The following is a 26,070-nucleotide window of genomic DNA, read 5'->3' as shown; positions in this document are numbered from 1 at the left end:
ATTGGAGAAAATTTGCGATAAGGTCCAAGAAATATTGTACTTATTGAAGAAAAATTATACTGAAGTCCAAGAAATATTGTACTTATTGGAGAAAATTTGCGATAAGGTCCAAGAAATATTGTACTTATTGAAGAAAAATCGAACTAAAGTCTAACGAATATTGTACTTATAGATAAATAATTACACTAAAGTACTGAAAGCAGTTCTTTATAAGGAAATTAATAATCTCTGACACCATCAAAATTATATTTATGAATAGAGAAAGGAACATTACATGGATTCAATAAAGCAGGAACTTAAAAGACAAGAAAAAGAATTAAAAGACATACTAATAAAAATGGATGAAAAATCGAAGCTGAGATTTAATGGACATATAAAAATAGATAGATCCAATAAGAAAACATATTTTAAGCTTTACAAAAATAACAAATACATAAAAACCCTAACCAAAGACGACCAATCTATCATCCAATCATACTTCCAATCAAACTATGAAAACAAAGTCTATAAAAAAGCCAAAAAACTCCTTCCCATCATCAAAAGACTAAACAAACTCTACCAAGATGACTTAATAGATGCCGTATACGATGACCTAGATCCAATCAAAAAAGGTATTGTTAAGCCTATCAAAAAAACTAAAAAACAAATAACTGAAGAATGGCTGAATGAGGGATATAGGTCATTAACAATACCAAAAGAAGAATTCAGGTCCAAGTCAGAATACATCATTGCCAGCAAACTAAAAAACAATGGGATAGCATTCAAGTATGAAAAAGAACTATTTTTACACAATTATGGCAGGGTATACCCAGACTTCACAATTTTTGATTCAAAAATAAATCAAGAAATCTATTGGGAACATTTTGGGATGATGGATGATATAGTATACAGAGACAAAACCTATAGAAAAATCCAAGCTTATCTAGATAATGGCTACCTACCTGGAATAAACTTTATAATAACTTTTGAAAGCAGTAGTAAACCATTAAATTACAAGCTAGTAGAAAAGATGATTGCCAAATATTTTTCCTAAAATTTCCTAACCAATATTAATATTTTATAATCAAAAAAGCCACGAAACACGTTCGTGACTTTCTCTAATATATTTGTTTATCTGTGTGCTCTTTGCGTGCTGGGAGATAATCCCAAAACTACAAAATCCTAAGCCCAGTTTCCGTCCTTAAATACTTGAACCTTGCTTCCATCTCTCTTAATACCAACAATATCTAAATCTTTGGTACCAACCATAAAGTCAGCATGTACCTTAGATTGGTTTACATGGTGTTCTTCTAATTCTTCTTCTGACATATTTTCTCCACCTTCAATTGTGGTTGGATATGCAGCACCTACTGCCAAGTGGCATGATGCATTTTCATCAAATAAAGTATTGAAGAATAAAATATTTGAGTTTGAAATTGGACTATCATGAGGAACTAAAGCAACTTCACCAAGTCTCTTTGAATTGTCTCCATCTCTGTCTAATAAAGATTTCAAGGCTTCTTTTCCAACTTTTGCGTCAAAATCAACTACCTTACCATCTTTGAATTCTAGCCAGAAATCATCTATAACATTACCAGCATTTGCTAGTGGCTTAGCTGAGTAAACTCTACCATTTACATCATATTTGTCTGCTAATGTATAAACTTCTTCAGTTGGCATATTTGGTACGAATGCTTCACCCTTGATATTTTGTGTGGATGCAGCCCTCCAAATGTGGCCTTCTTGTAAACCGATTGTTAAGTCGGTACCTTTTGAATTTGTGTAGTGCAAGTGGCTGAAGTTTTGTTCATTCATCCATTTTGCTTTCTCAACTAATAGGTTGATATTGTCATTCCATGACTTAACTGGATCTTCTTTATTCACTCTTGTAGTTTCGAAAATTGCTTCCCATAAGTCAGCAACTGGATCTTCACTATCTGGAAATACTTTTTTAGCCCATCCTTCTGATGGAGCAGAAATGATTGTCCATGATGTAATATCATTCATTCTGTACTTCATTAATGAATGTAATTTTTCTGACCTAGCTTGGGTAACAGCTTGGATCTTTTCTGGATCAATTGATTTTAATAATTCTGGGTCAGTACTTTTTACAAAGATTTGTTTTACACCAGATTTTAATAAAGTTTCGTTCTTATCAAATTCAAATTGGTGTACTTCTGACATCACTTCGGTTGGTGAATAGGTATAATCTAACAAGTTTTTGAAATCATCATACCAAGTTATTATTACCTTGTGGGCGCCAGCCTTGTAAGCTTCAGCTGCAAGTTCTCTTGCTAAGTCAGCTCTTTCTACAGGGACATTAACTTCTACAGTGTCACCTGGTAATACATTTACACCAATCTTTACAGCTAATTCTGCTAATTGTTTAATTTTATCTTGTAATTTCATCTTTCCTCCTAAGCCCAGTTACCATTTTTAAATACTTGAACTTCGCTTCCGTCATGTTTTACACCGATGATATCAAGGTCTTCAGTACCAACCATGAAGTCTTCGTGTGCGTAAGAATCATTTACACCATGTTCTGCAAGTTCTTCATCTGTCATATTTTCACCATTCTTAATGGTTGTTGGATATGCTTTACCTAAGGCTAGGTGACATGATGCGTTTTCGTCAAATAAAGTATTGAAAAATAGGATATTTGAATTTGAAATTGGGCTATCAAAAGGAACTAGGGCAACTTCACCAAGTCTTCTTGCTCTTTCATCTTTATCGAATAGAGATTGTAAAGTTTCTTTTCCTTTTTTAGCGTCAAAGTCAACAACTGCACCATCTTCAAATTTTAGCCAAAATTCATCAATTACATTACCAGCATAAACTAATGGTTTTGCAGAACGTACAACACCATTTACACCATCCTTGTGAGGTAAGGTAAATACTTCTTCTGTTGGCATATTTGGTACGAATGATTCACCCTTTGAGTTTAATGATGAAGCTGCTGTCCAAATGTGTCCTTCTGGTAATCTTATTTCTAAATCTGTACCATTTGATGACTTATATCTTAAAAATTCAAAATTCATTTCATTCAACCAGTCAGATTTCTTGGTTAAGGTATTTAAGTGGTCTTCCCATTCTTTAATTGGGTTTTCTTTGTCAACTCTTACAGTCTTAAAGATTGCTTCCCACAAGTCTTCAACTGGATTTTCACTATTTGGGAATACTTTTTCTGCCCATTTTTGAGTAGGAACAGAAATTACAGTCCATGAATTTATGTCGTTCATAGTGTATTTCCTTAATGGTTGGAATTTTTCTGACATAGCCTTTGAAGCTCTTTGTATTTTTTGAGCATCTATTCCTTTCAATAATTCTGGATCAGCTGCTGAAATTGATATAGATTTTTGACCTTTTTTAGCATAGTACTCAGCTCTATCATAGGCGTATTGAGCTATATCTTCTAAAACTTCAACAGGTTGATTTTCATAGGCTAATCTGGTGATTACATCATCTCTCCAGTTTATGATTACCTCATGAGCACCTGCTTTGTATGAATTTTCTGCTAGCATTCTTGCAAATTCAGCACTTTCAACAGGAGCAGCGATACTTACTGTATCTCCTTCTTGTACATTTGACCCAACTTCAACAACAAGTTGAGCATACTTATTTAATTTATCTTTAAAACTCATAATTCCTCCTAAATTTTAGTATATTATATCACTATCCTAAAATAATAGGCAAATTTTGATAATTATTAATAAGTTCAAATAATAAGTAAATCTTAAGATTTTCTACGATTAAAAATTTTGTAAAGTAGTAGGCGAAGTGGTAGAATAAGAGTACATGAAATTAAAATTAATAAGGAAAACAAATGACTTCTAAAAAGAACTTTTTTATAAATTTACTATACTTAATATCAACAATAGCAGCGGGAGTATTTATTGCTATTTTATCTTTAAATAGCCTATTGCCTAACCTACATAGATTTGGATTGATATCCTTGATTCTGCTGGTTTATTTAGCGATAGGGATACTTATTATTAAAAGGCCTAGAGATGCAAAAGTATTTTATTTTTCAGCATTTATATTGTCTATATTTACTATAATTTTTGTTTTTGGTGCTTATTATATACAAAATACATATTCAAAATACAACCTAAGATTAAATGATTCAAAAAAAGAAATATTAGAATATTCGGTTATTACTAGAAAAGACAATCCTGTTAATTCTATAGCTGAGTTAAGAGGAGACACGATTTACTATGATAAGACTGACAAGGAAAGAGAAATTAAGATAATTGAAGATGCTATCCTTAAAAACAATAATAGCGTTAAGTTTGAAGAAGGAACAAACACCCTGGATTTAGCTAAAGACCTTATGTCTGCTAAGATTGATTATATGATACTTAATAAATCAAAACTTGCAATGATCATAGAACAAAGCAATGATTTTGAAGAAAAGCATAAAGTCTTAGCTGTAAATAGTAAAGATAATTCATTTAAATTGCACAGAAATATTGATGATATATCAAAGGGTGTAGAAGCTGGCGAGAGCTTTAATATATTTGTGACAGGATCAGATACTAGAACTAGTCTATATGAAAACACTAGGTCTGATGTAAATATATTGGTTACAATAAACCCTAAGACCCATAAGATATTAATCACATCTTTGCCAAGAGATTCATATGTTGAAATGACTGGACTTGGGAAAGATAAATTAACCCATGCTGGAGCTTATGGAATAAAAACTTTAGTCTCTACAGTTGAGAATTTATTAGACATAGATATCAACTATTATGCTAAAGTTAATTTCTCATCTTTTGAGGAAATTATTGACATACTCGGTGGTATAACAGTCTATAATGACCAAGCTTTTACAGCAATATCAGACGATTATTATCCAAAGGGGCAAATCGAACTATCTGGTAAAAGAGCATTAAACTTTGTAAGAGAAAGAAAAGCTTTTGTTGATGGAGACTTTGCAAGAGGTAGACACCAAATGTTAGTTTTAGAGGCTATGATGAAAAAGGCTATGTCACCATCAATACTTTTAAGTTACAATTCTCTATTAGATACAGTGTTGTCAAATGTTAATACAAATTTACCTACAAACAAAATTACAGAAATGATTAACACCCAAATAGCCAAGATGCCTACTTGGGATATAAAACAATACCAATTGCAAGGAGAACCTGTGATGGGTCTTCCTTCATATGCTATGCCTGGATTTAATTTATCTATGATTCAGCTTTCTTTTGAGTCTGTAGAAGAATCCAAGGAATTAATTAAAGCAACTTTACTTGGTAATTAGAAAATAATAAGAATGATGGATGAAGCTGGAGTTTACTCCAGCTCTTTGTCAGAATAAGAAGGAGAAGAGATGAAAAGAAAATTAGAGCATTGGCAATTAATTAATATTGGCCTTGTAATCTTTGATATCATAGCTATTAATATTGCCTATTTATTTGCTTTGTTTTTAAGGTTTGATTTTACCTATAGTTATATTCCTGAACTATTTTTAACTACTTTTATAAGAATGATACCGCTTTATACTATTTTTTCTTTAATAGTATTCAATCTTTTAAAGATGTACCAAACTTTATGGAGATTTGCTAGTGTTACAGAATTGTTAAGGGGACTGTTAGCAACTATTATAACAAGTGCCTTTTATATTTTAGTATCACTTTTTGCTTTTGTAAGAATGCCAATTTCATACTATATAATGGGTGGAATCATACAATTCTTATTGGTAACCGGTGTAAGGTTTACCTATAGGCTATTTAATATGATTACAGACAATCTAAAAGCAAGACCAAATATGGAAAGAGTCCTTATATATGGGGCAGGAGAAGCTGGTAGACTTATATACAACGATATAAAGAATTATAAAAACATAAAATATGATGTTGTTGGATTTATAGATGACAATGCAAATAAACATGGTAGATATATTTCTTCAACCCCTATATTGGGAGGACGAGATATAGTAGTCGAAACTGTTGAAAATCTGGATGTAGATTCTATAATTTTGGCCCTACCATCTGCTAGCAGGTCTCACATAAAAGAGATTATAGATGTATGTAAAGAATCAGGTGCTAAACTTAAAACATTGCCTTCAATAGAAGGTTTACTAGATAATAAAAATGTAAATGTAAGTAATATAAGAGATGTACAAATTGAAGACTTACTTGAAAGAAAACAAATCAATATAAATAGTCAGCACACCTTAGACAACATTCAAGGTAAAATTATACTTGTTACTGGTGGTGGTGGCTCAATAGGTAGTGAGCTTTCAAGACAAATTGCTAGAAATAAACCTAAAAAACTAATCCTATTTGATATATATGAAAACAATTTATATGCTATAGAGCAAGAATTAAGAAGAACTTACCCAAATCTTGATCTTGTAGCCTTGATAGGATCTGTGAGGGACCCTAAAAAGTTAGATGACGTATTCTTTGAATACAGACCTCAAATAGTTTACCATGCAGCAGCTCACAAGCATGTACCACTTATGGAAGTAAGTCCAATAGAAGCTATAAAAAACAATGTGTTCGGTACTTACAATACAGCCTTTGCAGCATTAAGATATAAGGTAGAAAAGTTTATACTAATATCAACAGACAAGGCGGTAAACCCAACCAATATCATGGGTGCTACAAAAAGAATGTGTGAAATGATAATCCAAGCTATGGATCACATTTCAAAAACTAAAGATGATTCAATATTACCAAAATTCAAATCGGAAAAATACAACATGATTAGACCTTATGACAAGGACTTTACAAGTAACTTTGTAGCTGTGAGATTTGGGAATGTTCTAGGTTCAAATGGTTCGGTAATTCCACTATTTAAAAAGCAAATAGCAGAGGGTGGACCAGTTACAGTAACCCATAAAGACATAATCAGATATTTTATGACAATACCAGAAGCTGTAGGCCTTGTTATTGAAGCAGGATTCAATGCCAAGGGTGGAGAAATCTTCGTCCTAGACATGGGTGAGCCAGTTAAAATAGATACATTAGCTAGAAACTTAATTAAACTATCAGGTCTAAAACCGGATGTTGATATAGACATAGTTTATACAGGCTTGAGACCTGGTGAAAAATTATATGAAGAAAAATTAATGGCAGAGGAAGGACTACAAAAGACTGATAATCAAATCATCCATATAGCAAAACCTATGGATATTGATTTTGGCGAGTTCTTTAAGGAAATGTCTACTTTAGGTGACTTAGTTGAACTAGATGTATACAAAGAATCATTGGATATCTTATCAAAAGTAGTTGTTACCTACCATAGTCCTGATTCAGACTTGGAAATGAATAAAGACAAATTTGAAGAATTATATAAAGAATCAAAATAGTCATAGGAGCTCCATTATAGAGAGGTTATAATAATGAAATTTCAAAGATTAGAAAAGAGAATACCACTTTCAATACCTACAATGCACGGTGATGAAAGAAAATTTGTAGAAGAAGCATTTGATACAAACTGGATAGCTCCAGTAGGACCAAATGTAGATGCTTTTGAAAAGGAAATGGCTGAATATTTAGGAATAGAAGGAACATCGGCTGTATCTTCAGGTACAGCAGCCTTGCACTTAGCTTATAAATTAGCTGATATAGGAAAGGATGACATTGTTTTAGTTCAAGACCTTACCTTCGCAGCAACAGTAAATCCAATCATTTATCAAAATGCTATACCGGTATTTATTGATTCAGATAGGGAAACATGGAATATGGACCCTGAAGCTCTACGTATAGCCTTAGATAAATATAAGGATAGGGTGAAGGCTGTAGTGGTTGTACACTTATATGGTATCCCTTCAAAACTTGATGAAATACTTGAATTGTGTGAAGAATATAATGTTCAATTAATTGAAGATGCTGCAGAATCTCTATCTGCAACTTACAAAGGAAAACAAACTGGTACCTTTGGTAAATATGCTGGAATTTCATTTAATGGAAATAAATTGATCACAACATCAAGTGGTGGAATGGTCTTATCAAGTGATAAAAAAGCAACAGATAAGGCTAAGTTTTGGGCTACCCAAGCTAAAGACCCAGCACCATGGTACCAACACACAGAAATCGGATACAATTATAGACTATCCAATGTATTAGCAGGTATTGGTAGAGGACAATTATTGCACTTAGAAGAACATAAAGACTTGAAAACTAAGATTTATAAAACATATGAAAAAGACTTTGATGGATTACCAATCAGTATGAATCCATACTTAGAAGATTCAGTTCCTTCATTCTGGTTATCTGCAATGATTATAAATGAAGAAGCCTACAAGAATGGTTTAAATCCAGAAGAATTAAAACAATTTTTAGATGCATGCAATATTGAAGCAAGAAGAATATGGAAGCCTATGCACTTGCAACCAGTATTCCAAGAATACGACTATGTAATTGCAGAGGAATCAAGCGTAACAGAAGATATTTTTGCAAGAGGCCTATGCCTTCCGAGTGATATAAAGATGACAGAAGATGAACAAAAGCTTGTTATAAAAGCTATTAAGGAGTTTGTAGGATAATATGAATGAATTGTTACCAGATATATATTATACTGATGAATACGCTAAATCTACAGAATACTTACTAGAAGGAAAGTCAGAATCTTTTTTATATGAAGATGAAAATGGAAAAATATTGAATGTATTTTTGAAAAGAAAAATAGATTTAGAGGGTGTAGATTTAGATAAAGATTATTATGATATACAGACACCCTATGGTTATGGTGGTCCTATCATCCTAAGTTTAGAAAAGGACAAGGACCAATTATTAAAAGCTTATATGGATCACTTTGCTAAATATTGCAAAGATAACAATATAGTTTCAGAATTTGTCAGATATCATCCCTTATTAGATAATCAAAAAGATTTTTCTAAATTATATGACAATATTTATATGAGAAAGACAGTAGCGACTGTTTTAAAAGATAAGGAAGATGCTTTTACCCAAGAGTTTAGTAAAAGTACTAGAAAATTAATTAGAAAAATTCTTAAAGAAGATATTGAATATGAAATTATAGAAAACCCATCAGATTTAGATAAGTTTATGGAAATTTACTATGACACTATGGATAGGAATGATGCAAGAGATTATTACTATTTTGATAGGGAATACTTTGAGTTTTTAATAAAAAATATGAAAAACCATCTAATAAATATTAATATTTATATGGATGAAAAGTGCATTGCTAGTGGCCTATATTTTAGATATAAGGATATGCTACATGCACACTTATCTGGAACAGACCACAATTACTTACACCTATCACCAGCTTATATATTAAAATACCTAACCCTAAAGTGGGGTGAAGAAAATGGTATAAACTATATCCACTATGGTGGTGGAACTACAAATGATGAAAATGATAGTTTATTAAAGTTTAAATCTAAATTTACCAAAGAAGGTTTTTTTGATTTCTATATTGGTAAAAAAATATATAATCAAGAAGTATATGATTACTTAGTAGAGCAAACAAATACAGAAAAGGAAGAATTTTTCCCTCAATATAGGGGATAAAGAGAAAATTTATGAAAGAATTACATTTAAGAGAAGAAGCTAGAAAATTTAATATAATCGACCTAGTTTTTGTGCTATTTTTTGCTAATAGATTAGTGAGTAAACTTTTCACTTTAGTATTAGGGGGAAAAGGACAATTAGTAGCTTTGGCCTTCTATTGCGTATTATATGTAGGAGCTATAGCATACAACATTAAGAAGAAAAATCATGGTTATATTTTATTCTTTATTTTCTTTTTACTTATGTTAACTATGGTTAATATAAGTCATATATTAAATCCAAAATTAGCTTTTTGGTTTAATGATAGGGCCTTTGGATTTTTTATAAATGTATTTGATGTTAGGACATCAATATCAGGGTTCTTGATAATGCTACTAATATCAAACAAGGATAAGATATTTAGAAATTTGAAAATAGTAGCTTATATAAATTTAGTTTATTATTTAATACAAATATTCTTATTCATTTATGTAGGAAGCTGGATTAATTATTTTATAGGTTCAATTCCATCTGAACAAGCTTTGGTAAGACTTTATAATATGGACCTAGGATTTGAACTTGCCTTTGTTACAGTAATATTTTTTTCATTATTCATATATGAAAAGAATAAGCTGTATCTCGGGATATCAATTTTTCTAATGTCTATGACTATGATGATGGGATCTAGAGGAGTTATAGTTTTATTTATAGCTTATTTCTTTATAATATTAATATTTTTATTTAATAAATTAGAAAGAAAAGACTACAATAAACTTATATTAACCTTCTTAATTAGTTTTTCAATATCAATAGGAGTTTTATTTAGCGGTTTACCAACCTATATAACAAAGATTAGTAATGAAAATTATAAAATAGAATATGAGAAACATAAAAGCGAATTACCTGAGGAAGAAAAAGATAAGGATCTTTCAGAAATTTTAGGCGAAGAAGGATCAAGAAATAAAGAAATGATTAAAGATGGTCAATTTCTAGAATCAAATGGTAGGTTTACTATATGGCAATTAGGGCTTGAAGCATTTAAAGATAGTCCAATTTTTGGACAAGGAATATTTGGAGATAGAGACTATGTAGGTAAATACTATGAATGGGGATATAGCCACAATATTGTTATAGAAGCTCTGGCAAGTTTTGGACTTGTTGGATTTATTGGATTTATATACCTATTATATCTACTTATAAAGCTACTAATTAAATTAGAATTAAAAGATTCATTAAATATCATAATATTTTTAACTATGAGTACAAAGTTGCTTATATCAGATTCTTTCTGGTTTTTATCATATTTTTGGTCCTTAATAGGATTGATTATAATCTATTCTTTTGATTATAAAAAAATAAGTAAAAACAAAATAGCAGCTTTAATAATTTCAGGATTTTTATTCGTTGGGTCAAGCGTATATTATTTTTCAACCAGCTATAAAAATCAAGATACCAAAACTTATAATATAAATAAAGCAACAGCTTTAATTATGTTAAATGGTGAAAATGAAGAAGAAAAAATAAAAGCATATAGATACTTAGAAGAAAGAGGAATAGCTTCAAATGTTTTTGTTGACGCAAATAAAATAAATAATAATATTTATATGGATAATAAAGATATAGAAGTTAATGACAATCCTAAGTCTTCTACTAGTTACAGAAGAACAAGATATGAAGGAATAGTTGAAGATATAAATAAACAGGATTTATTTAGAGAAAAATATTCGATAAAAAATCCTATTCCCGCCTTTATAGCACCTTTTTCTGCATATGATGCGCATATAACATACAGTTTAATGGAGTATAGAAAATTTATATTAGAAGAAGATGATGAAAATTTCTATAAATCAATTAATAAACAAGACTTATATAATCTTAAATACACAAAAGTTTATGATGATAGTGAGCTGATAAACCAAGAAGATATAAGATTAAATAAAGAAAAAGAAAGCGATAAAAATAAAAAAACAGGTATTAGTAAAGAAGATTTAATTAAAATAAATAAGGAAGTATTGAATCATACTAATGAATTAATAAATAAATCTTTAGAAAACAAATCTTTGATTCTTTTAGAATTCAACATAGATAAGGAAGAGTTAAAAGATAGATTTTATAATGTTGTTAATGAATTAGAAAAATCTAATTTTAATTTTATAAGTTTTAAGGATATGGATGAGAATACTAAAGTTAAATCAAATGGAGAAAAAACACTTAAAAACTATTTAGAAAACTCTGCATTTATAAATTTATTTAGACAGTATTAAGGGATGTTATGTATAAAATATTTTTTAAAAGACTATTAGATTTTATTATGGCTGTAGTTCTATTAATTTTAGGCCTACCATTTATTATAATTGGAGCTATATTTATAAAAATAGATTCACCAGGCCCTGTAGTATTTACTCAAGAGAGGATAGGCTATAAGAATAAAAAATTCAAAATATATAAATTAAGAACTATGGACCTGGTACCTTTTGATAGTGAAGGTAATAGAAGAAAAGATAAGGACAGGATAACTAAAGCGGGTAAAATCATAAGAAAATTAAGTATAGATGAGCTACCTCAATTGCTTAATATTATCAAGGGGGAAATGAGTTTTATTGGACCAAGACCTCTTGTGCTTAGATATTACCACTACTATACTGTTGAAGAACTAAGAAGACATGATGTAAGGCCTGGCATTACTGGTCTTGCACAAGTTAATGGAAGATCTAATTTAAATTGGGAAGATAGGTTTAGATATGATGTATATTATGTTGATAATCTTAGCTTTCTACTAGATTTAAAAATTTTATTTAAAACTATAAGAAAACTAGTATCTGGAGCCGATACTAGTGTTACTACTAGACCTAAAAACTTAAAAGATTTTGATGCTGAAAGGAATTTTAAAAAAGTCAGATGAAAAAGACAGTAATTATTTCTGGAGCAAGTGGATATATAGGTAAAAATTTTATTAGACTTTACAATAAAGACTTTAATATCATTGCTGTAGTTAGAAACAAAGACAAGCTAAAAGAATTTGAAAGTAATATAAGAATATTAGCTTTTGAAGAGTTTTTAAATAATCAAGACATCAAAGCTGATTATTTATTGAATCTAGCCTTTCCTAGAAAATCGGATATAGATTTAATTTTAGATTCATATGATTTTACTTATGACTTATTGGATAAATCATATGAATATGGCGTGAAAACTATTATAAATATATCTAGCCAATCGGTATATGACAAAAACAGGATAAAAGAAGCTAAGGAAACTGATTTATTAAAACCTTTTAGCCTATATGGTATAGCAAAAATCTATACAGAGAAATACTTTGAAGATTTTGCAAATAAATACAATATAGATTATTTAAACTTAAGAATAGCAAGTATAATAGGTGAAAATTTTGATCAGAGATTTATCAATAAATTTATTTATCATTACTTAAACGATGAAGATATGAACTTAATAGATAGTGGAAAAAAATTTTCATTTTTACATGTAGAAGATGCATGTGAAGTCTTTGCGGAAATAATAAAAGCAGATAAGTTAAAGGTCAATGAGGTATACAATATAGGCGCCGAGGATGAATACACTATTGAAGATATTATAGATTCAATTAGAAAAGTTATAAACTATAAATCTAAGAGTCGAATAACTATAGATAAAGCAACAAATATAGATAATAGCACTAACAAGGTAAGTATAAAAAAAATAAAGGAAGAATTAAACTGGTATCCAAAAATAAATTTAGATACTAGTATTGAAAAGATATGGAGAAGCTATGAAGCGTAAAATACTGATATTAGGTGGTGGACAATCACAAGTAGATTTAGCCATAGAAGCCAAGAAAAAAGATTTAGAAGTTTATGTAATAGGCGGAAACTTAGTTGAAGATATAAAACAACATACAGATCATTTTGAAAAAATTGATATCAGGGATAAAGATAAGGTTAAAAACTATGTAATTGAAAACGAAATAGACTTTATTTTTACTATGGGACTTGAAACTGCCTTACCAATTATCACTGAAATTTCAGAAGAGTTAAATTTACCTAATTTCTTTTCCAGTGAGTCATTAGAAAAGTTTAATGATAAATATAAATGGAGAAAAGAATTAGGTGACATAGAAGGAAATTTAAAATCCCAATCTGCTAAGAAATTGGAAGATCTCGAATCATGGGATATCTATCCAGCATTTTTAAAACCTGTTGATGGATCAGGCCAAAGAGGAGTATATAGGGTAGAAAATTTTGACGATGTAAAGACTGTATTTGACAAGAGTATCAAGTTTTCTAAATCAGGTACTTTAATAATAGAAGAGTATGCTGGCGGATATGAAATTTCTGTAAATTCATTCATGGTGGATAATGATTTAGTTAATTATATAATTTCAGATAGAATTTCTTATACAGAATACCCTGGCGGTATAATTAAGGCACATATTATAAAGCCTAATATTGTAAGTGATGAACTTGATGAAAAAATTAGAAAATTAGTTTTAGCTGTTAACCAAAAGATGGGATTTGAAAATGGTCATATTTATTTCCAAATGAAAATCGATGGGGATAAAGTGAACTTAATTGAATTCACACCTAGGTATGATGGATGTCATATGTGGAAATTGATTAACTATGCTACAGATATAAATTTTGTGCAAATGTCCTTAGATTTTTTACTAGGTCATAAACCTGAAATAAAAGAAAATATTATAAAAGATGGAGTCTTTATAACTAAGTTTATATCTGACAAACCACACACAATAGTGGATAAAAGCAAATATGAATTACCATCGGAATACTTAGACCTACATTGGTATTATAAAAATGGCGATAAAGTGAAATCAGTTACAGGTTATATGGAAAAAATTGGATATTATATGATAAGAGAAGATATCCCAAGTAAGGAATAGATATGAAAAAGACAATGAAATCTTTTGTTCTGGTTACCTTATTAGGATTTTTAGGAAAAGGTATCGGTCTTTATAGGTCAATTCTACTAGCTAAGCAATTTGGTAGTAGTAAGGAAACCGACGCCTTCATTATAGCTTTAACCGGTGTGCTTATATTATCTTCACTTCTTACATCATCTATGAATAACATAGTAGTCATGACAATATCTAAGGAAGATGATAAGAATAAAAGAATTGAAATTGTAAATAACATATTAAATATTACATTATTAGTATCATTCTTATTAATAGTAAGTATGTTCTTTCTAAGCCCCATATTTATTAGTATATTATCATCTGGTTTTGAAGGGGAACAATTTAAATTAACCAATACTATGTTTAGGATGGGGATACCAGCCCTTATGTTTTATTCTGCCCAAGGAATATTTAGAGGGTTTTTAAACCATGAGGGAGTATTTGTAGATTTTGGACTTTTACCTTTTGCTCAAAATATTCCAGTAATCATTTATTTATTATTCTTTTCTACAAAATTTGGAATTACTGGCTTGATGGTATCTCAAGTCATCGGAATATCAATGCAGATGATAATTCAGATTCCATTTTTAAGAAAAACTGGTTACAAGTATTATTGGTTTTTAGATAAAAAAGCAAAATATTTAAAATCGGCGGCTGTATTGCTAGTACCAATATTGGTAGGAGTTATAATAAATGATTTAAATTCTATAGTAGATAAATCAGTAGCTTCATTTCTAGACTATGGAAGTATAACAGTATTAGATTATGCTTATAGGTTAAATGCCATTTTTTTAGATGGACTGATCAGTCCGATAGGATTAATACTACTTCCTTTATTAGCTGCTTCCTATAATAAAAAACAATATGAAAAATTTATAGATACTTATGAAAAAACTTTTGAGCTTATGTGTTTAGTGGTAATACCTATATCTTTTGTTTTAGTTTTTTATAGTCATGAAATAGTAACTATATTTTATGGAAGAGGTGCTTTTGATATAGATTCAATAAATAGAACTTCAAATGCGCTAAAGTTGTATTCTATAGGTTTATTACCAATGGCTGGAAAGTTAGTATATAGTAAAATTTTTTATTCGACTAATGATACAAAGACCAGTATGATTGATGGTATAATCACTTTAGTACTGAATCTTATATTAAATGTAATTTTCGTTAAAAACTATCATTACAAGGGTTTAGCTTTAGCAACTACTATCACTAACTGGATTACCTTTATTAGATTATCTATTATAATTAATAAAAAAGTTAAGATAACATTTTTGGAGTACATGAAGAAAATAGGAACATATTTACAAATTTTTGTAGTATCAGCTATAGTTCTTTTAATATCTAAATTTATATTTGATAAATTTATAGATTTTTATAATCTTAGTTTATTATCTAAATTATTTAACTTTATATTAGTAATGTTAATATCAGCCTTTATATTCTTTGCATTAATCTATCTAATTCAAAGAGATAAAATAAAATCTTTGTATAGGATGATAATAAAGAATAAAGACTAATTTATAAGAGTTTCATATAATTATTGTATTATATAATTTATTAATTATTTTCAAGGAGAATTGTTTTGAATTTTAGAAATTTACGTTTATCGACATTTAATCTTATAAATAATTTAAGATGTAAGGCAAATGCCTACAAATATAAAAGATTTGTGAAAAATGAAATAAAAAAAGGCAATTATTACCAGGGTTCAGAAGAAGAGTTTAAAGAAAAAGTTTTGCCTTATTGGGATAAAATCTCTAATAATACCTATAGACCTAAAAAATACTGGTATCAATATTATGGGAATAGGTTACAAAGTTTTGATCCTAAAATTATTCCAATGGATTTATTTCAAAATGAGATTATGCCATATATGAATAATTATATAATACAGGATACTATAAATAATAAATTTTATTTTGAATATATTATGAATGATATAAAAAAAGCAAAGGATGTAGTTAAGTATATAAATGGTTTTTTATTAGATGCTAATAATAATCTTATTAGCTTTTCTGATTTAGAATCTATTCTTAAAAATCATCAACAGCTGATTATTAAACCTATTGATGGTGAAAAAGGCCATGGAATAAAAAAATTATATTTGGACAAAGATTATTTATCAGTAATTAAAGAAATAAAAAAACGTATGAAAAATGAAGAATTTATCATACAAGAAATTATTGAACAAAGTCCTCAACTGGATAATTTTAATGAATCTAGTGTAAATACCATAAGAGTCTTATCTTTATTGATGAAGGATAGGGTCGAAATTTTATCAGCCATAGTCAGAGTAGGAAGTAAAGGTTCAGAAGTAGATAATTACTCTCAAGGTGGTGATTGTAGACCTATTGATATAAAGACTAATAAGTTAAAAGGTTATATGATGAAAGGTGACAGATTTTTCAATAAAGATTCTGAAGGAAAAGAAATTGGCGAACCTGAAATCTTAGGATTTGACAAGGTTATTGAAACTGTAAAAAAAATACATCCAAGAGTTCCGCATTTAAGATGGGTTGGCTGGGATTTTGCTATTGACAAAAATTTAGAAGCAGTTTTTATTGAATTAAACGGACTAGCTGGAGAAAACCAGTCAGAAGATGGACCTATATTTGGAGATGTCTCAGATGAATTCTTAACTGAATTTTTTAATTACAGAAATAAAAAATCATAATTAGCAAATTATAAATTTGCCATGGAGAAAAAATGGTATTTAGTAGTTTAGTATTTTTATTTATATTTTTACCGGCTGTTTTAATAGCCTATTATTCAGTAGGAGAGAAACAAACTAACATAAGAAATTATATTTTATTAATTTTTAGTTTGATTTTCTATTTTTATGGTGAACCTAAATTAATAGTTTTATTACTAATTTCATTAGGGATAAATTATTTAATAGGTTTACTGATGGATAATAAATATAAAAAAATATTTTTAGTTTTAGCTATATTTTTAAATATAGCTAATTTGCTTTATTTTAAGTATATGAATTTCTTTATAGATAATATAAATGTATTATTTAATGCATCTATAAACTATAAGAAAATAATTATGCCAATAGGTATATCCTTTTATACCTTTCAAGCTCTAAGTTATGTAATTGATTGTTATAGAAATCCAAAATTAATTCAAAAAAATCCTTTGTTTGTATTTCTATATGTAATCATGTTTCCTCAATTGATTGCAGGTCCTATAGTTCGATATGAGGATGTTGCTAATCAAATTGTAAGTAGAGAACATAGTATAGAAAAGTTTTCATACGGCATAAACAGATTTATACAGGGCTTAGCTAAGAAAGTTCTTTTAGCAAATGTATTTGCGCTTATGGCTAACGAAATATTTGCAAAATCAGCTAGTTCTACTAATTCATCATTACTTTGGTTTGGAGCTATAGCTTATACTTTGCAAATATATTATGATTTTTCTGGATATTCTGATATGGCTATTGGATTAGGAAAGTTTTTTGGTTTTGATTTTTTAGAAAACTTTAACTATCCATATATCTCAAAATCTATTACAGAATTCTGGAGAAGATGGCACATATCTTTATCTACATGGTTTAGAGATTATGTATACATACCTTTGGGTGGAAATAGAAAAGGATATGGAAGACAAATTTTAAATATATTCATAGTCTGGTTATTAACAGGATTTTGGCATGGAGCTGCATGGAACTTTATCATGTGGGGCCTTTATTTTGCAGTAATACTTATATTTGAAAAAATATTTTTATTAGACTATCTAAATAAGTCGAAAATCATTGGACACCTATATGCTCTAATATTGATAATAATTGGTTGGATAATATTTAGATCAGAAAGTTTGGAACAAATATTTAATTATATTAAAGTTATGTATTCTTTTAATGGAGGAATAGATAAGCAATTAGTTTACTATTTCTATCAATATAAGTTTAATATAATATTGGGTTTAATTTTTATATTTCCTGTATTCAAAAAGGTTAAAAAGAATGCGACTACAGAAATTTTACACACAGTAATATTAGCAATTTTATTTGGACTAGTAGTAATGTCTTTAGCTCAAAATTCATACAACCCATTTATCTATTTTAGGTTTTAGGAGGGGAAATGAAGAAAATTAATTACTTAAAGGTATATGGATTTGTATTTTTCTTGATCCTTATTTCAATTCTAACTATCTATAAAATGACCGGACAGGAATCTTTTTTAGAAAGTGAAAATAGGTATAAAACTAAACTTATAAAACCAAATAAAGAAAATTTACTAAATGGTGAATTTACTTCAAACTTAGAAGAATCTATCAATGATAATTTAATTTTGAGAAATAAGATTTTATCTGCACAAAATTATTTAGATATCAAGGTATTTAGTAAATATAAGATATCAGATGTGATTTTTAGTCAGGATAAGACGAAACTCTTTAGATTTAGAGAAGATGAAGGGAAGGTAGATGAAGAAAAACTCAAAGAAGATTTAGAAAACTGGGAAAAAATAAATAATAAACTCACAAAATTAGACGTTAAGCTCATAGTTGTAGGCTTTCCAGATCAATCTCATATCTTTACAGACCAATATCCTTATTTTGCCTTTAATAATGAGGGAAAATACCAAGAATCAAGAAAGTTATTCTTTAATAGATTAGATGAAATTGGTATAGAAAACATTGATATGGATGCTTATCTTAGAAAAGATAGGGAACAATTTTATACTAAAACCGACCACCATCCTAATTTTTATGCAGCGATGGAGGCTTATAAGATAATATTGGATAAATTATCTAATGAAGGAATAAAGCTAGATAATGTAATAAATAAGTCTAATCTCTTATATGGTGATTATAACCTTGTAGGTGCCCATACTAGAAAAATTTTCAATTATATAAAAGAAGATTTTAAAATGCCTTATTTGCAAGCTAAGGAGTCTATTCCATATACTAGACAGGACAAGGAAGACTTTGGAAAAGAAATATTTAAAAATACTCAGTACTATGCTTCTTATATGGGAGGAGATTCTGAATTCACTTTGATTGATACTAACAGGAAAGACTTACCAAATATCATGCTTATAGGTGATTCTACTTCAAATATGTTGGAGAGTATATTTTGGATGAATGCCAATAAATTTATATCACTCGATTTTAGAAAAATAAAGGATAAAACAATAGAGGATTATGTAGAAGAATATGAACCAGATATAATAATAGTTTCAATTATTAGTGGTTACTATGATGATTTAAATAAAATAATGAAATAAAAAACTAATCTTACATTTTTATGTGAGATTAGTTTTTTTTGTTATCTATATTTATTTTTAAAGTATTTTATAAGGCTGCCCTTTGAAATTAAGTCTATAGCTTTTTTGATCTTATGCTTCATTAGATAATATCTCCAATGTTTATATCTTTTTTTACCAGCTTCAGTTAGTCTCCATGTTCCAAGTTCATGGATTGTATTTCTACATACTAGACAATATCCACAAGGCTCTTCACCTACAGGATTTTGGCAAAACCAGGTATTTTTAGCTATATCCATAGCTTCCATTTCCTTGTATTCTTCAAGCTCATCTTCTTTAGTTTTTTCTATAATTCTTTTTGGAAACTTATAATTTCCAAAAACAGTAGCGGCATCTTTACCTGTTTCTTCTGTAATGAAGTAGTATATTTCACCCGTTTCATCAATCTGTTCTCTAAGCCCTTTTTGTCCCACAATATTATCAACAATAGAACCTTCGTCAACATTTTTTAATGTATGAAAACTAATTTCTAGTTGAGGTACATTCCTTGTTACTTGTGACAATAAAATATTTTGGAAAGATATATGTTGTGTTTTTGTTAATCTTTTGTAGGCATCAATTATATCTTGATCAATAGGTCTAAAATCATCTTCATCTAATATGATTAGAGGTAGGATATTAGCTTTTGTACTAGGCCTATCTTTAATCATTTCTGTAAGTTTCTTTACAGTATTTACTTCTTTATCTCTTGTTAATCTTTTTTTTATGTAAACATAATATGGTTGTATGTTGATATCATATTGAGATAGTTGCAATACTCTTAAAGTGGAATCAAATCCACCAGTCCACATTACCTTGGCTGTATATTTTTCATTTTCCATTAAATACTCCTTTATAACAAAACAATATTACCACAATGTATCCTTGTTTTCAATTTTAAAGATGTGGTATAATTACCTAGAATAAGAGAAAAGGAGCACAATCATGTCTATACTATTAACAGGTGGCGCAGGTTACATAGGTTCACATATCGCGGTTGAACTTTTAAGTTTAGAAAAAGAAGTTGTTATATATGATAACTTATCTAATTCTTCAGAAAAGGTACTTGATCGAATCAAGGAAATTACAGGCAAAAGTCCTAAATTCTATAAGGGTGACTTAAGAGATAGAGAAGGGCTAGATAAGGTATTTAAAAATGAAAAAATCGAATCAGTGATTCACTTAGCTGGTTTAAAAGCTGTTGGAGAATCTGTGAGAAAGCCTATAGAGTATTATGATAACAACATAGGTGGTACAACAATTCTTTTAGAGGTTATGAGAGATAATGGCGTTAAAAAGATTATTTTCTCCTCATCTGCAACAGTGTATGGAGATAACACAAATGTTCCTTTAAAAGAGTCATATGAAGTAGGTAAACCTAGCAATCCTTATGGATGGTCGAAGTGGTTTATTGAGCAAATTTTACAGGACTTATATGTATCAGATTCCAGCTGGCATATAGTTATATTTAGATATTTCAATCCTGTAGGAGCCCATCCTTCAGGCCTTATAGGGGAAGATCCTAAGGGTATACCAAACAACCTAACTCCTTACATTACCCAAGTTGCTATTGGTAAACTTGAAAAACTTGGTGTTTTTGGAGATGATTATGATACCAAGGATGGTACAGGAGTCAGAGACTATATCCATATAGTAGACCTTGCTAAAGGTCATATAGCTGGTCTTTCTAAATTAGAAGATGAAGGAATAAATGTTTATAATCTAGGTACAGGTAAGGGATCATCAGTTTTAGAAGTAAAAGATGCCTATGAAAAAGCCGTAGGCAAGGAAATACCTTATGAAATCCAAGCAAGAAGACCGGGTGACTTAGATGAAGCTTATTGTGATGCATCTAAGGCGAAAGAAGAGCTTGGTTGGGAAGCTGAATTTGATATAGACCAAGCAGCAGTAGATGCTTGGAATTGGCAAAGTAAAAATCCGGATGGATATTAATCTTTGCCTTGAAAAGATTAAATATATGTGCTATAATTCAGTAGTTAAATGAGAAATTAAGTGAAAGAGGTGAAAAGATGAAACAAGATTTACATCCAAAGACATATGAAGCGCAAGTTACTTGCCAAACATGTGGTACATCTTTTACTACTACATCTACAATGGAAGATATCAAAGTAGAAGTATGTTCAAATTGCCATCCATTCTATACAGGAAAGCAAAGAACAGCTGAACGTGGTGGTAGAGTTGAAAAATTCAAGAAAAAATACAAGATGGACTAATTATAGAAATCCTGAGACCAGATTTTCTCTGGTCTCTTTTTTATTGAATATAATTCACCTATCCTATATAATTTAAATAAGATATCTTTTTCAAAATATGGGTATCAATATTTTTAAAGGGAGGAAAATATGTCATTAGTAGGAAAAAAAATACAAGAATTTAGTGTAGACGGATATGATCCAAAAAAAGAAGAATTTGTTAAGGTGACAAATGAAGATTTCATGGGTAAATGGACAATTTTATGCTTTTATCCAGCAGACTTCTCATTTGTATGCCCAACAGAATTAGAAGACTTACAAGGTCAATATAAGACCTTACAAGACTTAGGAGTAGAAGTATATTCTGCATCAACAGATACTCACTTTACTCACAAGGCATGGCATGACCACTCAGATGCTATAAGCTCAATTGAGTACACAATGCTTGCTGACCCAAGTCAAAAATTATCATTAGCATTTGATGTTTTAGATGAAGAATTAGGTTTATCTCAAAGAGGTACATTCTTAATCGATCCAGATGGAGTTGTACAAACTGCAGAAATTAATGCTGACGGTATCGGTAGAGATGCTTCTGTTTTAGTAGACAAGGTAAAAGCTGCTCAATTCGTTAGAAAAAATCCAGGCGAAGCTTGCCCTGCAAAATGGAAAGAAACAGGTAAGGCATTGACACCAGGTTTAGACTTAGTAGGTAAAATATAATGTTATCTAGTGATTTAAAAAATCAACTAGCCCAATACTTAGAGTTATTAGAGAACAAGTTAACCTTGAGAGTTTCCTTGGATGATAGCGACGATTCAAAAGAAATGAAAGAGTTTCTTGAAGAAGTTGTTTCTTTATCAGACAAATTAACCTTAGAAGAAGGTGATTTAAACCTTAGTCCATCATTTTCATTAGATAGGGAAGATGGACCTTCAGGAGTAGTTTTTGCTGGTGTACCAATGGGACATGAGTTTGAATCATTCGTGCTTGCTCTTTTACAAGTTGGTGGAAGGCAACCAAAGATTGACCAAGAACTAATTGATAAGATTGGAAAGATAGAGCAAGATTTACATTTTGAAACATTTGTAAGCTTGACCTGTCACAATTGTCCTGAAGTTGTACAAGCCTTAAATATAATGGCTGTGCTAAATCCAAAGATTTCCAATACTATGATTGAGGGTGGAACATTTCAAAGTCTAGTTGAAGAAAAATCAATCATGGCTGTGCCTACAGTTTACCTAGATGGCCAAGAACTATTTGGTGGTAAACGTAGCTTAGAAGAAATCCTAGATATGATTTTAGGAGAAGATTCTAGAGAATCCCTAGCAGACAAAGGTGTTTATGATACCCTAGTCATAGGTGGTGGACCAGCAGCTATGTCAGCAGCTATTTATTCAGTTAGAAAGGGTATACGTACCGGACTTTTAGCTGATAAATTTGGTGGTCAAGTAAATGATACACTTGAAATAAATAATATTTTAGGAATTCAAGAAACAGAAGGTCCTAAGTTTATGGCTGAAGCCAAGGCTCATGTTGAATCTTATCCGGTAGAAGTTTTAGAAGGATACAAAGCTACAGGCATAGATAGGAAAGACGACCTAGTAGAGGTTAGCCTAGATAATGGAGATGTACTAAAGGCTAAGACAATTGTTATAGCTACAGGCGCAGGTTGGAGACTAATAGGTATACCTGGTGAAACAGAATTTAAAAACAAGGGTGTAGCTTATTGTGTTCACTGTGATGGTCCTTTATTTAAAGACAAACCAGTAGCTGTTATAGGTGGAGGAAACTCAGGAGTTGAATCTGCCCTAGACCTAGCAGGTATAGCTAAGGAAGTTCACTTGATTCAATTTGACGATAGACTAACAGCTGACCAAGTATTGCAGGATAGGTTGAAAGAATTAGACAATGTAAAAGTTTATTTAAATGCAAATACCCAAGCCTTGTTAGGCGATGGTAAAGTAGAACAAGTAGTATTTAAAGATAGGCAAAGCGGAGAAGAAACTACTATAGATATAGCAGGATGCTTTATCCAAGTAGGCTTAGTCCCACATACAGAATGGTTAGGATCCAGCTTAGAATTAAACAAGCGTGGAGAAATAGTCATTGATAACCAAGGCTTGACTTCGGTAGAAGGAGTTTACGCTGCTGGTGACTGTACAGATGTAGTTTACAAACAAATCATAATAGCAGCAGGATCTGGTGCTACCGCATCTTTAGGTGCTTATAACTACCTATTAAGACAGGGTAGAGTATAAAATTTAAAATGAAATGGACCTCATATAGCTGGGTTTAGCCGCTGTATGAGGTCTTTGTTTATATTGTATATAGTTTCTAGGAATGGTGATGTGAATATATCAGATAAGTTTTAAAATCACTTTTTTCAATCTATACTTACAAAAACGAAAAATCTATAAGTATAAAATCAACTTTTGAATTTTAAAACTTATTTAGATTATTATCCGTAAGTGTTAAAATTGGTTTTTGAAATCTATACTTACAAAAACGAAAAATCTGTAAGTACAAAATCAACTTTTGAATTTTAAAACTTATTTTGAACCTATATGATCCGAAACTCCTAAGCCCCAGAGCCCGGAACTCCAAAAACTTAAATAATGAAACAATATCATAATCCCAAATACACTTCATCCATATACTCATCTACTGCAATCTTGCTTATCTCTCTCATAGTCAAGGCTCCATTTGGCATGTAGTGTAATCCACTTTGGAAAAATCCTATAGAGATAAGGTTTCTAATCTCACCATACTTGTTAGATAAAATACTTGAATCTGGCCATTTAACATTGATTCCCTTAGCGGAATCTTGGCTTGAAATAATCTTTTTATTAAGTAGATTTTTAATTAAAATATTCTCTTTAGCATTTTCCATTAGGTCTAAGTTAAATCCTGTAGTATTAATCAGGTAATCAACTTCCTTCACCTCTTCACCAGTAACTACAAATTTACCATCTTTATGTTCAATTTCTTTCAATCCCTTGTTAAAGATAACTTTTCCTTCATTTATGCTATCTATAATCCACTGGCTAGTTTTCATAGGTACCAGGGTGAAGAATATATCAAATACCTTATGGTATTCATTCAGATATTTTTCTTGGTCAAGTTTTGATAAAAGACCAAATATTTGGGCGTGATACTTGGAAATGAGACCGAAGTAATAATGCAAGACTTGTAAGTCATAAGGTTTTTCATTAATCAATTTTTGGTAGCCTTCATATGTGTCAATATCCTTATATTTTTCATAAGATTCTAGGATATCAACTCCTGCTGCTTTCAAGTCGCCATCAACTTTCTTTAAGCCATCCTCTAAAGCTATAAATCCAGTATTTTTATTTATACTTTCTCTTATCCAATCATAGGATATAGAAAATTTGAATTTGCTCTTATCTTCAAGAGGAATGGATGGAAACTTAGTAATTTCACTATTTATCACAAAAAATTCAAAGGCCTTTTCTGGCTTTACAACTAGGGAAAGATATCTAAAGACGTCTACTGAAGAAGCACCGGCGCCTATGATACCTATTTTTGCATCTTTGTCTAGGCCTGATAATTTTTCTTCCATCAAGTATGGATTGTGGATATAATTATCTATTCCTTTTAGGTCATAAAAGTCATTGTAGTCTGGATGACCAAGAGCTAGAAAAACTGTATCAAATTCTATATCTAAATATTCTTTAGTTTTGAGTTTGAATTTTTCACCGACAAGCTCAATATCTGAAACTTCTTCTTTTATAATTTCCACATTTTCTGATTCATAATATTTTTTGAAAAAGTCTCTTAAATATAATCCATAGTCTTCTCTAGAAACTAAGCCTTCAAAATTTATAGGCTCTTCAACATTTTTATCAAGCCATTCTTGCAAATCATCATCAGTTTCTTTGTCCATTGACATGAGTCTAGGACCTACATTCAGCATCTTAACTGGGGTATCTTTTTCATATGGGATACCGGGTCCTAAAATATCTCTTTTTTCAAATATGTAAATTTTATCTTCAGACCTAAAATTTTTATGGTCTAAAATATGTCTTAAAATATTGGATCCGGTCACTCCACAACCGATAATAGCTATTTTCATAATTACTCCTTTATCTTTTATATAATTATAACATAACAAGTCTTTTCTTTGATATTAGCTTATTAAAGTGATAAAATTAATTATTGATAATTAAGACTAACTATATGAAGTCAAGTAAAAAATAAATAACTTTATGAAAGATATA

At 29.9% G+C, this 26,070-nt stretch carries 21 protein-coding genes; 17 read left to right on the top strand and 4 right to left on the bottom strand.

Annotation, left to right across the window (positions count from 1 at the left end; translation table 11 throughout):
• The first annotated feature begins 274 nt into the window (after positions 1-274).
• A complete protein-coding gene (locus tag Q0U66_RS02405) occupies positions 275-1,033 on the top strand; it encodes a hypothetical protein (RefSeq protein ID WP_297377100.1) in 759 nt (252 codons plus the stop codon).
• Between the two features lie 128 nt (positions 1,034-1,161).
• Here the strand turns inward: Q0U66_RS02405 and Q0U66_RS02400 are convergent, their stop codons facing one another.
• Both Q0U66_RS02400 and Q0U66_RS02395 read right to left on the bottom strand, forming a co-directional pair.
• Positions 1,162-2,388, bottom strand: a complete 1,227-nt coding sequence (locus Q0U66_RS02400) for an aminopeptidase (RefSeq protein ID WP_297377098.1) — start codon at positions 2,386-2,388, stop codon at positions 1,162-1,164.
• A gap of 8 nt (positions 2,389-2,396) precedes the next feature.
• Complete coding sequence (locus tag Q0U66_RS02395; protein WP_297377096.1) at positions 2,397-3,620, bottom strand: aminopeptidase; 1,224 nt, start codon at positions 3,618-3,620, stop codon at positions 2,397-2,399.
• Between the two features lie 182 nt (positions 3,621-3,802).
• Between Q0U66_RS02395 and Q0U66_RS02390 the strand changes: the two genes are divergently transcribed.
• From Q0U66_RS02390 to Q0U66_RS02335, 12 genes are all read left to right on the top strand, one after another.
• Entirely contained in the window at positions 3,803-5,245 is a 1,443-nt protein-coding gene (locus Q0U66_RS02390; RefSeq protein ID WP_297377093.1) for an LCP family protein, read from the top strand.
• Between the two features lie 69 nt (positions 5,246-5,314).
• Positions 5,315-7,300: a nucleoside-diphosphate sugar epimerase/dehydratase gene (locus Q0U66_RS02385; RefSeq protein WP_297377091.1), complete on the top strand. Its 1,986-nt coding sequence runs from the start codon at positions 5,315-5,317 to the stop codon at positions 7,298-7,300.
• Positions 7,301-7,333: 33 nt separating this feature from the next.
• Positions 7,334-8,479, top strand: coding sequence for an aminotransferase class I/II-fold pyridoxal phosphate-dependent enzyme (locus Q0U66_RS02380; protein WP_297377089.1), 1,146 nt, complete (start codon positions 7,334-7,336; stop codon positions 8,477-8,479).
• 1 nt (position 8,480) lies between these two features.
• A complete protein-coding gene (locus tag Q0U66_RS02375; protein WP_297377088.1) occupies positions 8,481-9,473 on the top strand; it encodes a GNAT family N-acetyltransferase in 993 nt (330 codons plus the stop codon).
• Positions 9,474-9,484: 11 nt separating this feature from the next.
• Complete coding sequence (locus tag Q0U66_RS02370) at positions 9,485-11,716, top strand: O-antigen ligase family protein (RefSeq protein WP_297377086.1); 2,232 nt, start codon at positions 9,485-9,487, stop codon at positions 11,714-11,716.
• 8 nt (positions 11,717-11,724) lie between these two features.
• Complete coding sequence (locus tag Q0U66_RS02365) at positions 11,725-12,354, top strand: sugar transferase (RefSeq protein ID WP_297377084.1); 630 nt, start codon at positions 11,725-11,727, stop codon at positions 12,352-12,354.
• Positions 12,351-13,229: an NAD(P)-dependent oxidoreductase gene (locus Q0U66_RS02360; protein ID WP_297377082.1), complete on the top strand. Its 879-nt coding sequence runs from the start codon at positions 12,351-12,353 to the stop codon at positions 13,227-13,229. Before Q0U66_RS02365 ends, Q0U66_RS02360 begins: the two co-directional genes overlap by 4 nt.
• Positions 13,219-14,346, top strand: coding sequence for an ATP-grasp domain-containing protein (locus Q0U66_RS02355; protein WP_297377080.1), 1,128 nt, complete (start codon positions 13,219-13,221; stop codon positions 14,344-14,346). Before Q0U66_RS02360 ends, Q0U66_RS02355 begins: the two co-directional genes overlap by 11 nt.
• A gap of 2 nt (positions 14,347-14,348) precedes the next feature.
• Positions 14,349-15,884 carry a murein biosynthesis integral membrane protein MurJ gene (gene murJ / locus Q0U66_RS02350; protein WP_297377079.1) on the top strand — a complete coding sequence of 512 codons (1,536 nt, stop codon included), beginning with the start codon at positions 14,349-14,351 and terminating at the stop codon, positions 15,882-15,884.
• 65 nt (positions 15,885-15,949) lie between these two features.
• The gene (locus tag Q0U66_RS02345) at positions 15,950-17,041 is read left to right on the top strand and encodes a sugar-transfer associated ATP-grasp domain-containing protein (RefSeq protein WP_297377078.1); all 1,092 of its coding nucleotides are present in this window, start codon (positions 15,950-15,952) and stop codon (positions 17,039-17,041) included.
• Between the two features lie 32 nt (positions 17,042-17,073).
• Complete coding sequence (locus Q0U66_RS02340) at positions 17,074-18,447, top strand: MBOAT family O-acyltransferase (protein ID WP_297377077.1); 1,374 nt, start codon at positions 17,074-17,076, stop codon at positions 18,445-18,447.
• Between the two features lie 8 nt (positions 18,448-18,455).
• A complete protein-coding gene (locus tag Q0U66_RS02335) occupies positions 18,456-19,601 on the top strand; it encodes a hypothetical protein (protein WP_297377076.1) in 1,146 nt (381 codons plus the stop codon).
• Between the two features lie 41 nt (positions 19,602-19,642).
• Here Q0U66_RS02335 and Q0U66_RS02330 read toward each other — a convergent pair whose 3' ends face one another.
• Positions 19,643-20,461 (bottom strand): hypothetical protein, encoded by an 819-nt coding sequence (locus Q0U66_RS02330; protein ID WP_297377075.1) that lies wholly within the window; start codon positions 20,459-20,461, stop codon positions 19,643-19,645.
• A 103-nt stretch (positions 20,462-20,564) separates the two neighbouring features.
• On the opposite strand from Q0U66_RS02330, the gene galE reads away from it, so the two are divergent.
• The 4 genes from galE (at position 20,565) to ahpF (ending at position 24,090) form a co-directional block, all read left to right on the top strand.
• The gene (gene galE, locus Q0U66_RS02325; RefSeq protein WP_297377074.1) at positions 20,565-21,572 is read left to right on the top strand and encodes a UDP-glucose 4-epimerase GalE; all 1,008 of its coding nucleotides are present in this window, start codon (positions 20,565-20,567) and stop codon (positions 21,570-21,572) included.
• A 77-nt stretch (positions 21,573-21,649) separates the two neighbouring features.
• Positions 21,650-21,853, top strand: coding sequence for a 50S ribosomal protein L31 (gene rpmE / locus Q0U66_RS02320; RefSeq protein ID WP_103981558.1), 204 nt, complete (start codon positions 21,650-21,652; stop codon positions 21,851-21,853).
• Between the two features lie 129 nt (positions 21,854-21,982).
• Positions 21,983-22,552, top strand: coding sequence for an alkyl hydroperoxide reductase subunit C (gene ahpC, locus Q0U66_RS02315; protein ID WP_297377073.1), 570 nt, complete (start codon positions 21,983-21,985; stop codon positions 22,550-22,552).
• Positions 22,552-24,090, top strand: coding sequence for an alkyl hydroperoxide reductase subunit F (gene ahpF / locus Q0U66_RS02310; RefSeq protein WP_297377072.1), 1,539 nt, complete (start codon positions 22,552-22,554; stop codon positions 24,088-24,090). Before ahpC ends, ahpF begins: the two co-directional genes overlap by 1 nt.
• 368 nt (positions 24,091-24,458) lie before the next feature.
• Here the strand turns inward: ahpF and Q0U66_RS02305 are convergent, their stop codons facing one another.
• Positions 24,459-25,925, bottom strand: coding sequence for an FAD/NAD(P)-binding protein (locus Q0U66_RS02305; RefSeq protein ID WP_297377071.1), 1,467 nt, complete (start codon positions 25,923-25,925; stop codon positions 24,459-24,461).
• Positions 25,926-26,070: the final 145 nt, after the last annotated feature.

The organism is uncultured Helcococcus sp. (assembly GCF_946998255.1).
GTDB lineage: Bacteria > Bacillota > Clostridia > Tissierellales > Peptoniphilaceae > Helcococcus.
The sequence above is the reverse complement of the archived record's forward strand: the minus strand, read 5'-3'. Positions and strand labels throughout refer to the sequence as shown.

Coding starts and splice junctions, on each gene's coding strand:
- Q0U66_RS02405 (WP_297377100.1), top strand. CDS start 275: ATGGATTCAATAAAGCAGGAACTTAAAAGACAAGAAAAAGAATTAAAA.
- Q0U66_RS02400 (WP_297377098.1), bottom strand. CDS start 2,388: ATGAAATTACAAGATAAAATTAAACAATTAGCAGAATTAGCTGTAAAG.
- Q0U66_RS02395 (WP_297377096.1), bottom strand. CDS start 3,620: ATGAGTTTTAAAGATAAATTAAATAAGTATGCTCAACTTGTTGTTGAA.
- Q0U66_RS02390 (WP_297377093.1), top strand. CDS start 3,803: ATGACTTCTAAAAAGAACTTTTTTATAAATTTACTATACTTAATATCA.
- Q0U66_RS02385 (WP_297377091.1), top strand. CDS start 5,315: ATGAAAAGAAAATTAGAGCATTGGCAATTAATTAATATTGGCCTTGTA.
- Q0U66_RS02380 (WP_297377089.1), top strand. CDS start 7,334: ATGAAATTTCAAAGATTAGAAAAGAGAATACCACTTTCAATACCTACA.
- Q0U66_RS02375 (WP_297377088.1), top strand. CDS start 8,481: ATGAATGAATTGTTACCAGATATATATTATACTGATGAATACGCTAAA.
- Q0U66_RS02370 (WP_297377086.1), top strand. CDS start 9,485: ATGAAAGAATTACATTTAAGAGAAGAAGCTAGAAAATTTAATATAATC.
- Q0U66_RS02365 (WP_297377084.1), top strand. CDS start 11,725: ATGTATAAAATATTTTTTAAAAGACTATTAGATTTTATTATGGCTGTA.
- Q0U66_RS02360 (WP_297377082.1), top strand. CDS start 12,351: ATGAAAAAGACAGTAATTATTTCTGGAGCAAGTGGATATATAGGTAAA.
- Q0U66_RS02355 (WP_297377080.1), top strand. CDS start 13,219: ATGAAGCGTAAAATACTGATATTAGGTGGTGGACAATCACAAGTAGAT.
- murJ (WP_297377079.1), top strand. CDS start 14,349: ATGAAAAAGACAATGAAATCTTTTGTTCTGGTTACCTTATTAGGATTT.
- Q0U66_RS02340 (WP_297377077.1), top strand. CDS start 17,074: ATGGTATTTAGTAGTTTAGTATTTTTATTTATATTTTTACCGGCTGTT.
- Q0U66_RS02335 (WP_297377076.1), top strand. CDS start 18,456: ATGAAGAAAATTAATTACTTAAAGGTATATGGATTTGTATTTTTCTTG.
- Q0U66_RS02330 (WP_297377075.1), bottom strand. CDS start 20,461: ATGGAAAATGAAAAATATACAGCCAAGGTAATGTGGACTGGTGGATTT.
- galE (WP_297377074.1), top strand. CDS start 20,565: ATGTCTATACTATTAACAGGTGGCGCAGGTTACATAGGTTCACATATC.
- rpmE (WP_103981558.1), top strand. CDS start 21,650: ATGAAACAAGATTTACATCCAAAGACATATGAAGCGCAAGTTACTTGC.
- ahpC (WP_297377073.1), top strand. CDS start 21,983: ATGTCATTAGTAGGAAAAAAAATACAAGAATTTAGTGTAGACGGATAT.
- ahpF (WP_297377072.1), top strand. CDS start 22,552: ATGTTATCTAGTGATTTAAAAAATCAACTAGCCCAATACTTAGAGTTA.
- Q0U66_RS02305 (WP_297377071.1), bottom strand. CDS start 25,925: ATGAAAATAGCTATTATCGGTTGTGGAGTGACCGGATCCAATATTTTA.